Annotated in this window: 15 protein-coding genes; 8 read left to right on the top strand and 7 right to left on the bottom strand. The window is 30.0% G+C overall.

What is annotated here, in order from left to right; genetic code table 11:
- Window positions 1-196: 196 nt before the first annotated feature.
- A complete protein-coding gene (locus OLM55_RS13250; protein ID WP_264559368.1) occupies window positions 197-598 on the top strand; it encodes an acyl-CoA thioesterase in 402 nt (133 codons plus the stop codon).
- Here OLM55_RS13250 and OLM55_RS13245 read toward each other — a convergent pair whose 3' ends face one another.
- The 4 genes from OLM55_RS13245 to ribD are packed head-to-tail and all read right to left on the bottom strand — an operon-like array spanning window position 599 to window position 3715.
- On the bottom strand, window positions 599-1216 hold the full coding sequence (locus tag OLM55_RS13245) for an IMPACT family protein (RefSeq protein WP_264559367.1): 618 nt from the start codon (window positions 1214-1216) through the stop codon (window positions 599-601). It lies immediately after the preceding gene.
- A 1-nt stretch (window position 1217) separates the two neighbouring features.
- Window positions 1218-2075 carry a DMT family transporter gene (locus OLM55_RS13240; protein WP_264559366.1) on the bottom strand — a complete coding sequence of 286 codons (858 nt, stop codon included), beginning with the start codon at window positions 2073-2075 and terminating at the stop codon, window positions 1218-1220.
- Window positions 2068-2679, bottom strand: a complete 612-nt coding sequence (locus OLM55_RS13235) for an HAD family hydrolase (protein ID WP_264559365.1) — start codon at window positions 2677-2679, stop codon at window positions 2068-2070. The genes OLM55_RS13240 and OLM55_RS13235 overlap by 8 nt, the downstream gene beginning before the upstream one ends.
- The gene (gene ribD, locus OLM55_RS13230) at window positions 2672-3715 is read right to left on the bottom strand and encodes a bifunctional diaminohydroxyphosphoribosylaminopyrimidine deaminase/5-amino-6-(5-phosphoribosylamino)uracil reductase RibD (RefSeq protein ID WP_264559364.1); all 1044 of its coding nucleotides are present in this window, start codon (window positions 3713-3715) and stop codon (window positions 2672-2674) included. The genes OLM55_RS13235 and ribD overlap by 8 nt, the downstream gene beginning before the upstream one ends.
- 81 nt (window positions 3716-3796) lie before the next feature.
- Between ribD and OLM55_RS13225 the strand changes: the two genes are divergently transcribed.
- Window positions 3797-4273, top strand: coding sequence for a GNAT family N-acetyltransferase (locus OLM55_RS13225; protein WP_264559363.1), 477 nt, complete (start codon window positions 3797-3799; stop codon window positions 4271-4273).
- A complete protein-coding gene (prmC, locus tag OLM55_RS13220) occupies window positions 4274-5185 on the top strand; it encodes a peptide chain release factor N(5)-glutamine methyltransferase (protein WP_264559362.1) in 912 nt (303 codons plus the stop codon).
- Window positions 5186-5219: 34 nt separating this feature from the next.
- Here prmC and OLM55_RS13215 read toward each other — a convergent pair whose 3' ends face one another.
- Window positions 5220-6461: an ABC transporter permease gene (locus OLM55_RS13215; RefSeq protein WP_264559361.1), complete on the bottom strand. Its 1242-nt coding sequence runs from the start codon at window positions 6459-6461 to the stop codon at window positions 5220-5222.
- Window positions 6462-6755: 294 nt separating this feature from the next.
- Here OLM55_RS13215 and hisS point away from each other — a divergent pair, with 294 nt between their 5' ends.
- Together hisS and OLM55_RS13205 are read left to right on the top strand one after the other, a co-directional pair.
- Window positions 6756-8126 (top strand): histidine--tRNA ligase, encoded by a 1371-nt coding sequence (gene hisS / locus OLM55_RS13210; RefSeq protein WP_264559360.1) that lies wholly within the window; start codon window positions 6756-6758, stop codon window positions 8124-8126.
- A 42-nt stretch (window positions 8127-8168) separates the two neighbouring features.
- Window positions 8169-8513 carry a hypothetical protein gene (locus OLM55_RS13205; RefSeq protein WP_264559359.1) on the top strand — a complete coding sequence of 115 codons (345 nt, stop codon included), beginning with the start codon at window positions 8169-8171 and terminating at the stop codon, window positions 8511-8513.
- Here the strand turns inward: OLM55_RS13205 and OLM55_RS13200 are convergent.
- Window positions 8510-9454, bottom strand: a complete 945-nt coding sequence (locus OLM55_RS13200) for a tRNA dihydrouridine synthase (RefSeq protein ID WP_264559358.1) — start codon at window positions 9452-9454, stop codon at window positions 8510-8512. The two genes, OLM55_RS13205 and OLM55_RS13200, sit on opposite strands and share 4 nt — an antisense overlap.
- Window positions 9455-9566: 112 nt before the next feature.
- Between OLM55_RS13200 and OLM55_RS13195 the strand changes: the two genes are divergently transcribed.
- From OLM55_RS13195 to OLM55_RS13185, 3 genes are read left to right on the top strand one after another with little or no spacing between them, the layout of a single operon-like run.
- Window positions 9567-10907 carry a DEAD/DEAH box helicase gene (locus tag OLM55_RS13195; RefSeq protein WP_264559357.1) on the top strand — a complete coding sequence of 447 codons (1341 nt, stop codon included), beginning with the start codon at window positions 9567-9569 and terminating at the stop codon, window positions 10905-10907.
- 21 nt (window positions 10908-10928) lie between these two features.
- Window positions 10929-11141 carry a hypothetical protein gene (locus OLM55_RS13190; protein WP_264559356.1) on the top strand — a complete coding sequence of 71 codons (213 nt, stop codon included), beginning with the start codon at window positions 10929-10931 and terminating at the stop codon, window positions 11139-11141.
- Between the two features lie 9 nt (window positions 11142-11150).
- Window positions 11151-11948 (top strand): endonuclease/exonuclease/phosphatase family protein, encoded by a 798-nt coding sequence (locus OLM55_RS13185; protein WP_264559355.1) that lies wholly within the window; start codon window positions 11151-11153, stop codon window positions 11946-11948.
- 32 nt (window positions 11949-11980) lie between these two features.
- On the opposite strand, the gene OLM55_RS13180 is transcribed toward OLM55_RS13185, so the two are convergent.
- Window positions 11981-12646, bottom strand: a complete 666-nt coding sequence (locus OLM55_RS13180; protein ID WP_264559354.1) for a response regulator — start codon at window positions 12644-12646, stop codon at window positions 11981-11983.
- Window position 12647: the final 1 nt, after the last annotated feature.

The raw sequence follows: 12647 nt of genomic DNA, 5'->3' as shown, positions 1-12647 counted from the left end.
ATATACTGTTTTATAATTTTTTTTAAGGTTAGTACTAGTTATCTTACAAAGAATTAAGACTATTCGTTCTTTTTATTTGGGAGAACAAATATGTGAACAAATTTCATTAAAAAAAAATCAAATGGCTATTGATTTTTAAAAAATAAAATTGTAAACATAAATTATAATTTAAAATACTAATATAATATATTTTTTTATGAAAGAATTTCAATTTAACGTAAGAGTTAGATATGCAGAAACTGATCAAATGGGAGTGGTTTATCATGGTAATTATGCTCAGTATTTTGAAATGGGAAGAGTGGAATGGCTAAGGAATATGGGGGTTTCTTACAAATGGATGGAAGATAATGGTGTAATGTTGCCAGTTGTGTCTTTGTCAATGGATTATAAAAAACCTGCTAGATATGATGATGTGTTGACTGTTAAAACAATTTTTAAAAGTCAGACTTCGGTTAAGATAGAATTTGACTATGAAATCTATAATGAAAAAGAGGAGTTGTTAACAATTGGTTACTCAATGTTGGTGTTTGTTAACATGAAAACGGGTAGGCCAACTTTGCCTCCTGAATATGTTTTAGATTGTTTGAAAAAGATATAATTATTCTTTTTCGGAAATATCGATTTCATAAATTGATTGAAATGCTTCATAAATATTTTGAGCATTGTTTTTACGAATGGCAATTTCAATTTCACATGACATTTCCATCTTTTGATTTATGATGTCGATATTTTTTTCTTTGATTACTCTCATTACTTTATTCATGTTGATATAATCAAATTTTATGATGTAATGAATGTCTATTGTTTTTTCAACAATTTCTGCAGTTTCTAAAACCATTTGTGCGGCAGTTTTATAAGCAGAAATTAATCCACCTACACCAAGTTTTACACCACCAAAATAACGAACAACTACAATTAGTACATTGGTAACTTCAAATGATTGAATTTGACCATAAATAGGCATTCCTGCGCTATTGTTGGGTTCGCCGTCATCATTTGCTCTATAGTTTATGTTTTCTGTGCCTATTTGGTATGCATAACACCAATGTCTTGCTGAGTGATGTTCTTTTTTTAATTCTTCAATATGGGTTTTTACCTCTTCTTCATTTGTTACTGGAAATGCGTATCCATAAAACTTACTGTTCTTTTCTTTGAATAAAGCAGGCTCTGGTGAAGTTATTATTGTTTTGTAAGTATCTTTATTTAAATCGTCCATTTTATTTGGTAACTAAGAAAACTGCTATAATTGCAAGTAAAATTCCTACAAAATTCTGTCTTTTAATTTTCTCATTAAAAATTAGTAAACTAAAAATAGTAGTCAGTAAAATTACACCTATATTTATTAATGTAAAAATTGTAGCGCTTTCAATATTTTTATTTTGTAATGCTTTAATTAAATAATACATTGAAAAATAGTTAGGAACACCTAATATTATTCCTGCTAAAATATTTTTGCCTTTAATTTTATTTTCTTCTTTAAAACTTTTAACTATAAAAAAAAGTATTCCAAAAATAAAAGCAAAAATAAAGGTGAAAGAGGCAAAAACACTAGCTTCGTCTTTTTTTACATAATGATATTGTATGTAATTCATACTTGTATCTATAATTCCAGCGCCCAAAAAAAGCAGTGTAGGTAAAGTATAATTTGACGTTTGTATTGCTCCACTTTCTTTTTTGGAGGTAAAATATACAGCTAACAATGCTATTATTATCCCTGTTAATTTACTAATGCCTAAATTTTCGTGAAATACAATAATTCCAAACATAATAGGGATAATCATTGCCATTTTACTTGACACTGACGCTACTGATATTCCATTAACTTGAGTGGTTTTTCCTAGTATATTAAACACACAAATGAACATAAACCCTAAAAATATAGAACCAATTAACCAAGGTGCAGAAAGTAATTCTGAAATTGATAAATGAATTGGACTTATGATATAGCCAACAAAAAAAGCAATAACATAATTAAATATGATTGCTTGTAAGGTGTTGATATTGTATTTAACGAATAATTTAAATATTAAATATAAAAAACTCGAGAAAAGTATAGCGAGTAATAAATTAAGCATAAACCGTTTTTAATTTATCTAAGAGTTGTGTTACGTCTTCGGTTTGCGGATTTATATGCCAAGTTTGTATTCCAATATTTTTCGCACTTTTAATATTATCTTCGTTATCGTCTACAAAAAATGTTTTCTTAGGAGCTAGATTGTGATTGTTTAATATGAATTTAAACGCCTTTTCATCTGGTTTTCTTAATTTGATATCATAAGAAAAATATACTTTATCAAAGCAACTGTAAAAATCTCTTGCGAAAGATTGACCAACTAAATGTTCAAACTTATCTATATGAGTTTGATCTGTATTGCTTAAAAGAAAAAGACGATATCTTGTAGATAATAGTTGAAGAAATTCAAGTCGTTCTAAAGGAAAATCGATTAAAATGGAATTCCATGCATTTCTAATATCGGATAATTCTGCATTTGGAATGTGTTTTTGTATGCCAGAAATAAACTCAAGTTCGTCTATTTTTCCTACTTCGTATTTAAAGTTTAATTCTTGAAGTTCTTTGTTCCAATCTTTTAATCCTAGTTTTTTTAATTCTCTAGTTGTAGCTTCTTTATCTAAGTTGATAAAAACATCTCCAAAGTCAAATAGTATAGCTTCAATCATAATTTCTTACGGTTTTTAGTTTGTCGTTAATTATAATAAAATTGTGGTTACTACCTAATTCAAGTTTTGGGGCTTTAACTCCATTTAGGAACTTAATATTATTTGAGAAAATTCGTGCTTCATCCCATAAATTTTGATTTATAAAGGATTGAATGGTTTGTGTTCCTCCTTCAATTATTATAGATTGAATATTTTCAGAATACAAGTATTTAAGTAAATTTTCAGCAAAATTATTATCAAATATAATATTTTTATAAATAATATTTGTTTTTTTTGTTAAAATAACATTGTTTGTAATGATTATTGTTTTTGTTTTTTGATTTTTTATTTGAAAAGATTCGTCAATTTTATTATTTCTATCAAAAGCAATTCTTATTGGGTTTTGGCCAAAAAAATCTCGTGCTTCTAAACTTGGATTGTCTTCTAAAACAGTTTTAGTTCCTACAAGTATAGCTTGTTCTTCGGTTCTCCATTTATGAACGAGTTGACGAGAATATTGATTGGTAATCCAAACAGGTTTCTTTTCGTCTTTTTCTAACGGAGCAATAAATCCATCTTGAGTTTCTGCCCATTTTAAAATGATGTACGGTCGTTTTTTTTCATGAAAAGTAAAGAAACGTTTATTCAATTCTTTACATTCTTTTTCTAAAACACCTAAAGTAATTTTTGCGCCAGATTCCATTAGTTTTTTAATACCGTTTCCAGCAACTTTTGCAAAAGAATCAATGGTTCCAATGACTACATTTGGAATTTTATGATAACTAATTAAATCGGCGCATGGAGGTGTTTTTCCAAAATGGCTACAGGGTTCGAGACTAACATAAATGGTTGATTTAGAAAGTAATGTTTTGTCTTTTACAGAGATTATGGCATTCACTTCGGCATGAGCTTCTCCTGCTTTTTGGTGCCAACCTTCTCCAATTATTTTTCCTTTATAAACAATAACACTGCCTACAAGCGGGTTTGGATAAGTTGTCCCTAATCCGTTTTTTGCCAATTGAATGCAACGAGCCATGTATTTTTCGTGCGTAGTCATTTTACAAAAGTAGTATTTTTAAGATAGGTTTACTGTATCATGTTTTCAATTTGTTTACTTTTACGTTTCAATTTATAAAATATGTTGATTAGAGAAATCCAACAAAAAGATAATAAACAAATTGCACATGTAATTCGAGAAATTTTCCATGAATTAGATGCGCCAAAAGTGGGTACTGCTTATGCTGATCCTATTTTAGATACTTTATTTGAAGTGTATCAAGACAAAAGAACTAAATATTTCGTAGTTGAAAAGAACGGAATTGTTGTTGGCGGTTGCGGAATTGCTCCTTTAGAAAACGGAGATGCTTCTGTTTGTGAATTGCAAAAAATGTACTTTTCTTCTGAAATTAGAGGAAGGGGTTATGCAGAATTGATAATTGAAAAATGTTTGAATTTTGCCAAAGAAACAGGTTTTGAAATGTGCTATTTAGAAACGCTTTCGTTTATGACTGCTGCACAAAAATTGTATAAGAGAATTGGTTTTGAGAATATTGATGGACCAATGGGAAACACAGGTCATAACAGTTGCCAAGTTTGGATGACTAAAAAAATATAGATGATAATAAAAGAATTAAAAACATATTTTTTTGATGAATTAATTGAAATTCATGGTCAAGATGAAGTCGAGAGTTTCTTTTTCATCTTAACCGAATATTTACATGGATTAAAACGAATTGATTTGGCTTTGGTTCCTAATTTTGAAATTTCTAAAGAAGAGGTTCGAAAATGGGAAACTATAATCTCAGAATTAAAAACCGAAAAACCCATTCAATATATCATTGGTGAAACGTGGTTTTATGATTCAAAATTCTACGTTAACGAACATACTTTAATTCCTCGTCCCGAAACGGAAGAACTAGTCGATTGGATTGTGGAAAGTCAAAAGTCAAAAGTCAAAAGTCAAAAGATTGACCAAGATGATGTCATATCGAGCGGAGTCGAGATGCAAATCTTAGATATCGGAACAGGAACAGGTTGTATTCCAATTTCAATTAAAAAAAATATTCCACAAGCAGAAGTTTTTGCCATTGATATTTCAGAAGAAGCTTTGAAAGTAGCAAAGCGAAACGCTGTTGAAAATAATGTAGAAGTAAATTTCATTCTTCAGAACATTTTAGAAGTTGAAAAATTATCAATTATCAATTATCAATTGCCAATTAAATTCGATGTAATCGTTTCAAATCCACCATACGTTCGAAATCTTGAAAAACAAGAAATTAAAAAAAACGTTTTAGAATATGAGCCACATTTAGCTTTGTTTGTAGAAGATAATGATGCTTTACTTTTTTATAGAAAAATTGCGCAATTGGCAAAAGAAAGCTTAACAGAAAACGGACAATTGTTTTTTGAAATCAATCAGTATTTAGGCAAAGAAACGGTTGAATTATTGGAACAATTAGGTTTTAAAAACATTGAACTACAAAAAGATATTTACGGAAATGACAGAATGATAAAATGTAATTTATAGTTAATTATGAATTATAATTTCACTAATCACTAATTTATTCATGTCTCAGCGCCTCAACAGGATCTAATTTTGAAGCTTTCATTGCAGGATAAACACCAGAAACTATAGTTACTACAAATGTGGTTATGAACGCAGCAATCATTGCCATCCACGGAATGGTAAAAGTGAAGCCAATAGCCATAGCAATTCCAAATCCAATTGATATTCCTAGAATAATCCCAACAATTCCACCAAGTTGACCAATTACCAATGTTTCTGTGAAAAATTGCCAAGCTATAGTAGTACTTCTTGCTCCTAATGCTTTTCTAATTCCTATTTCTCGCGTTCTCTCCGATACCGAAACTAACATAATATTCATTAATGCAATCGAAGAACCAAAAACCGTAATAATACCAATAACCCAAGCGGTAAGACTTAAAACTTCTGTATTTGATAATAATGTTTGAATTAAATCATCACTTCTTTCAATTCCAAAGTTATTTTTTTCAACCGGATTCAGTTTTCTAACCTGACGCATTGTAATTATAGCATTATCAACAGCTTCATCTAATAACGCTTCGTTATTGACCATTACATTTAATTCATAATTGATATTTGGAGCAGAAAATATAGATCGCGCCAATTGATTTGGAATTAAAACACGTAAATCTTGACTGTTTCCAAAGGTTGAACCTTTTTCTTTTAAAACACCAATTACTTTAAATTTTGCACCTCTTATTGAAATGATTTTATCTAATGGATTTCGGTCTTTAAATAATCCTTTTTCAAAATCTGAACCCAAAATACAAACGAAATTATTGTTCTCAATATCAAAAGAATTGAAGTTTCTTCCTTTTGCAACAATTAACCCTTTATTTGGAGTAAAATTTTCGTCAACCCCTACAATCGAAATTTCTGGATCTGTTTTTTCACTTCCGTATTTCACCTCAACATTAGACGCAGCTGTAAATGACAATGAAGTTGATGTAAATGGGAAATTATATTTGTCTTGAAATGCCTTTGCTTCAGGATAACTGATGATAGGATTTACTTTTTGTTCAACATCATTTTGATTGATTTCTGCTGAAAAATCATACTGACTCATTGAGAATGTATTGGCTCCCATTGAAGCAAAATCATTCATAATAGTATTTTGTAAAGCCGAAACAACGGTAAGAATTCCTACTAATGCAGTTATTCCTAATGCAATAATAAAAACAGTTAACGATGTTCGTAAAGCCTGACTTCTAATTGAGTCAATCGCAATCTTTGTATTTTCTTTAAATAATCCTACCATAGTGTATTAGACTATAGAGTTTGTAATTTGTTACAAATTAAAAATAAGAATTTAGATTTTTTTAAACACATAGAAATATCAGATATAGATGGTTTTGTATAGACGTTTTTCTTTTCATAGTTTACATAGCTAATGTTTACTATATAAATGAAATGTCTTTTTAGATTTCGAAAAGACTATGTGTCTATGTGTTTAAAATTATACTAAAAATAAGATTTTTTAAACTGCTGAATAAATCCGATATTTGCACTACAAATTATCAGATTACCCAATCAACAAATTCTAAATTTTAAAATGGCTCAAAAACCAAGTATACCAAAAGGAACACGCGATTTTTCTCCAGCAGAAGTAGCAAAGCGTAACTATATATTTTCAATCATTAAATCTAATTTCGAAAAATTCGGATTTCAACCAATAGAAACGCCATCTTTTGAAAATTCAGAAACCTTAATGGGGAAATATGGTGAAGAAGGCGACCGATTGATTTTTAAAATTTTGAATTCTGGTGATTATTTAGCTAAAGCTGATGCAACACATATAGAAAATAAAGACAGTTTAAAATTAACTTCTCAAATTTCAGAAAAAGCACTGCGTTACGATTTAACCGTTCCGTTTGCACGCTACGTAGTACAACACCAAAACGAAATAGAATTTCCGTTTAAACGTTACCAAATTCAACCGGTTTGGAGAGCAGATCGTCCACAAAAAGGCCGTTTTAGAGAATTTTTTCAATGCGATGCTGATGTTGTAGGTTCAAATTCGCTTTGGCAAGAAGTAGAATTAGTACAATTATACGATTCGGTTTTCTCTGAATTAGGATTAAACGGTGTTATTATTAAAATTAACAACAGAAAAATATTATCTGGAATTGCTGAGGTTATTGGAGCTTCTGATAAACTAATAGATTTTACAGTTGCCTTAGATAAGTTAGATAAAATTGGCGAAGACGGCGTAAAGAAAGAAATGCTAGAAAAAGGGATTTCAGAAGAAGCGATTGTAAAAGTGCAACCGTTATTCAATTTTACAGGTTCAATTACTGAAAAAATAGAAAAACTAGCCGCTTTACTTTCAACTTCTGAAGAAGGAATGAAAGGAGTAGAGGAGTTGACTTTTATCTGCGAAAATGTTACCGAATTAGGTTTGCAAACTGCCAACTTAGATTTAGATGTTACACTTGCACGAGGATTAAACTATTACACAGGTGCTATCTTTGAAGTAGCTGCGCCAAAAGGTGTTGCAATGGGTTCAATAGGTGGCGGTGGTCGTTACGACGATTTAACTGGAATTTTCGGATTGAAAAACATGAGTGGCGTAGGAATTTCTTTCGGTTTAGACCGAATTGCATTGGTAATTGAAGAACTACAATTATTTCCTGAAACCGTTACAGCAACTTCAAAAGCTTTGTTTTTAAACTTTGGTGATACAGAAGCAAAATATGCTATGCAAGCCATTTCACAATTGCGTAAAAACGGAATCAAAGTAGAAATGTATCCTGATAATATCAAGATAGGAAAACAATTTCAACATGCCGATAAACGCGGAATTCCTTTTGCCGTTTTAGTGGGTGAAGATGAAATGAACAATCAACAATATTCTTTGAAGAATTTAGCTTCTGGCGAACAACAAAAAGTAGACTTAGCAACTTTAGTTACTTTGTTGCAATAAATTTTAGTTGAACTTTGTATTTAAATTTGATGTATAGAAAGTATGAATGTAGACGACGAAGCAAAAAAAGTAATTTGGTCACTTCAGAACAATAAACGTTCTGAAGAAGAGCGAAATGTTTTTCAACCCACGGGGAAAAAACCAATTCGTAAAGAAATTAAGTACTTTGTAGTTTCTTTTTTTGTTATGCTTTTGCTTAGTTTTTTACTGACTCAATTTTCTACCCAAAACGAAGAAATTTGCCTTACGGACGATTTTTGTTTTTTTACAAAAGACAATACGGTTTATTATACTTTGTATGTTTTTGGGAATTTATTGGTTCTAATTTTAGGCATTTTTATGGCATATAAAATTGGAAAAAAACTAGGGAATAAATTTCAAGTTTAAGCGTCTTTAAAAATCTCTTCCACAGCAGAAAGATAATTTTTAGTATTTCCTGCTTTTTTAATTTTCTTAAATGTTTTTTGAGGATTTGGAAAAGATTCTGCAAAATATTCCCAAAAACCAAGCATTTTCATGCGTATTGGCGTTGGTCCAGATAAATACGCATCGTATTCTTCAAATATAGTGTCGTGAAATTCCTTAAAAACTTCATATCTGTTTTTAGGATATTCGGTAGTGTTGTTTTTAATCATGCTTGGTAAAAAAGGATCAGCAATTAAACCTCTTCCTATCATCCAATGGTCAATACTTGGAAAACGTTCTTGTAATGCTCTATACGCTTCAACCGAAGTTATATCTCCATTATAATATAGTTTTTGTTTAGAAACATCTAAACAACGTTGAAACGAATCTAAATCCACTCCGCCTTTGTATAATTGTTTGCCAATTCGGGCATGAATGGCAACATTCTTAATTGGGTATTTATCTAAAATGGGAAAAACATCTAAAATCTCCGTTGGTTCTTCATAGCCCATTCTCATTTTCATGGAAACAATAATATCAGTTTCACTATGCGCTCTATCTAAAATATGTTCTATTTGAGAAGTATTACTAATTAATCCAGAACCCATTCCGCATTTTGCGACCATAGGATAAGGACAACCTAAATTCCAGTTCAATTCTTTATAACCTAACGATTGAACATATTTGGCAACAAAAACAAATTCATCAGCATCATTTGTTATAATTTGAGGAATTACTTCCAAAGTTGTATTGTTTTCAGGTAAAATATCACGTTCATATGAACCTTTTATTACCAGCTTCCCGTTTAAACGAATGTAGGGAGAATAGAATGTATCTATTCCGCCAAAGTATTTATGGAATGCGTTACGAAAACGAAAATCGGTAAAACCTTGTAAAGGCGATGATAAAAGTGTGTTTTTCATGTTTTATTGTAAGCAACAAAGGTAATTTAAAATATACCGTTAATTTTCGCTAATTTTGTAAAAATTCTAAGAATTAATTCTTCTCTTTCAAAAATAATAAATCCATAAAAAGATGTCAAACCCATTTTCCAAATTAGGAATTGCTGCACCACTATTAAAAAGCTTAACAGATTTAGAAATTTCTGTTCCAACAGAGATTCAAGAAAAAGCAATACCGGTTTTGTTAACTAAAACAGATGATTTTGTAGGTTTAGCAAAAACAGGAACTGGAAAAACAGCGGCTTTTGGATTGCCATTATTACAATTAATTAATACTGAAAATAAAAACATACAAACTGTAATTTTAGTTCCAACAAGAGAATTAGGACATCAAATTTTTAGTAATATGGAAGCATTTGCTAAGTATTTACCTGAAGTTTCTATTGCTGCAACTTGTGGAGGAATTCCTATTAAGCCACAAATGGAGCGTTTGTCTAAACCTACGCACATTGTAATTGCAACTCCGGGTCGTTTAATTGATTTAATTAAGCGAAATGCAATTAATGTTAAAGAAGCAAAGTATTTAGTGTTAGATGAAGCGGATGAAATGGTTACAGCTCTTAAAGAAAGTTTAGAGGAAATTATTACTGCATTGCCAAAAAGCAGAAGGACTTTATTGTTTTCTGCAACAATGCCAGGAACGATTAAGCAACTAGTTCAAAATTATATGTCTAAGCACGTTACACAGGTAAGTGCTAGTATGGAAGTAGTTGGGAATAATAGCATCGACCATCAATATGTGGTAGTGGATCCAATTGAGAAATTAGATGTTTTAATGCATTTTCTAACATCAAGAGAAGGCGAACACGGAATTATTTTTTGTAAAACTAAAGCAGCCGTTAATAAATTAGCGAAGAACTTGGCAATAAATCGCTTTTCTTCAGGAGCATTACATGGAAGTTTAACGCAACCAATTCGTGATCGTATAATGGAGCAGTTTCGTGAAGGGCATATTAATATTTTGGTTGCGACCGATTTAGCTGCAAGAGGAATTGATGTAAAAGAGATTTCATATGTGGTTAATTACCATTTACCCGATGTTTATGAAGCTTACGTGCATAGAAGTGGAAGAACCGCTAGAGCAGGAGCAAACGGACTTTCATTAACTGTTTTGCAAAAAGAAGAAAAGCACGAGTTAACAGAATTTGAAAATGAATTAGGTATAAAATTTACCGAATTTAAAAAACCTGATGCTAAAAGTATAGAAGAGAATAATACACTTTTGTGGGCGAAACAAATTTTTAAAACTAAACCAAACACACAAGTTTCTCCGGTTTTAAAAGAAGAGGTTAAAACTATTTTTCATCATTTAACAAAAGATGAATTGATTGAAAAAATGTTGGCTAATTATTTACTAAATGTAAAAGAGGTTGTTTTGAAAGCCAAACCAAGTGTAAAAAAGAAGAAAAAATAGAACAATATAAGACATTAAATTATGAAAGTTATAGCTGCACTACTCTTATTTATTTCCTTTACTTCTTTTAACACAACAGAAACAGAAGTTTATATTTGCGTTTCAAAAGGAGCTAAAAAGTATCATTTAGTTAAAGATTGTAATGGACTGAGTAATTGTAAACATGAAATTAAAAAAGTAACAAAAAATGATGCTGAAAGTAAGGGTTTAACACTTTGCGGTTGGGAAGATTAATAAATATTTATGAGATTACTTTTTTTATTCTTATTAGCATTCAATTTTTCATTTTCGCAAGTAAAACTACTTTCTTGGAACATTGAAAATTTAGGAAAATCAAAATCTACAGAAACAATAAACTATATAGCAAAAACTATAAAGGATTATGATGTAGTTGCAATTCAAGAAGTTGTAGCAGGTTATGGAGGTGCACAAGCGGTTGCTAGTTTAGTTGACGAATTAAATAGAATGGGTTCAAAATGGGATTATGTTGTAAGTAATCCAACTTCTAGTTCGGCATACAAAACTGAACGATATGCCTTTTTATGGAAACCTTCTCGAGTAAAAAAAATTGGTAAAGCTTGGTTGGAACAAAAATATAATTTAGAAATAGATAGAGAGCCTTATTTTTGTACTTTTAGCTATAATAAAAAAGAGTTTACTGTAGTGAATTTTCATGCTATTACAAAGAGTAAACAGCCTGAAACTGAAATTAAATACTTTAAAAATTTTCCGGTAGAATATCCAAATTTGAATTTACTTTTCGTGGGCGATTTTAATTGTCCACAATCTCATACTGTTTTTAATCCTTGGCGAAAAATGAATTACGTGCCTGCTTTTGTAAATCAGAAAACTTCACTTAAAAAAGCTTGTAAAAAAAATATTTGTTTGGCTTCAGAGTTTGATAATATTTGGTTCAAAAGAACTTCAATTGAACTAGTAGAAAGTAAAGTAATTCATTTTTATAAATACTTTGATAATTTGGATTTAGCTAATAAAATTTCAGATCACATTCCTGTAACTATTAGTTTTAATATAAAATAGAATATAAATTTGATTTTAGAACTTAATTTGTTTTAAACCATTCCAAGGTCTTTTGCTAATGCTATAAGTTGGATGGTATTTTTCGCTTTTAGTTGAATTTTTAATTTGTTGATTCTTTTTTCAATTGCACTGACACTTGTGGGTAAAATATTTTTTTTAAAAAAGAATTCAGAAATTTCATTTTGAGAAAATCCTTTCGCTAAACATTCTAAAATATTAATATCATAATCGGTAATGTCTTCAGTTTCTTTACTCATTAAATAATGTGCAATATCTTTAGAAATGTATTTTTCTCCTTTTTGAATTTTTACAATAGACTCTCTTAGCTCCAATGAACTGTATCTTCCTTTCAAAACAAAACCATTTATTTTAAACAAATCAAATAAATTTTTAATTCGAAAAGGTTTGTCTTCAATTGAGTAGACAATTATAGGTAAATTAGGATATAATTTTTTTACAGCGTCAATTAAGTCTTCACCATCTGCTAATACAACTTTAACATGATCTTGTTTAAAAGACAAATCTGTAATTAATAAATCAAATGGTTGACCAGCAACTTCAGCAGATTTCAGTTTTAATATGGCTTCATCGCAATATTTTGCATGAATTGTATTTATTCCATTATAGCCTTCTAGGGCTTTTTTTACTCCAAGACTTATGCTATCGACATCTTCGGCAATTAATACTTTTTTAAACATA

It is taken from the genome of Flavobacterium sp. N2270, assembly GCF_025947225.1.
Taxonomy (GTDB): Bacteria; Bacteroidota; Bacteroidia; order Flavobacteriales; family Flavobacteriaceae; genus Flavobacterium.
Note: the sequence above shows the minus strand (reverse complement) of the source record. Positions and strands in the feature narration are given on the sequence as shown.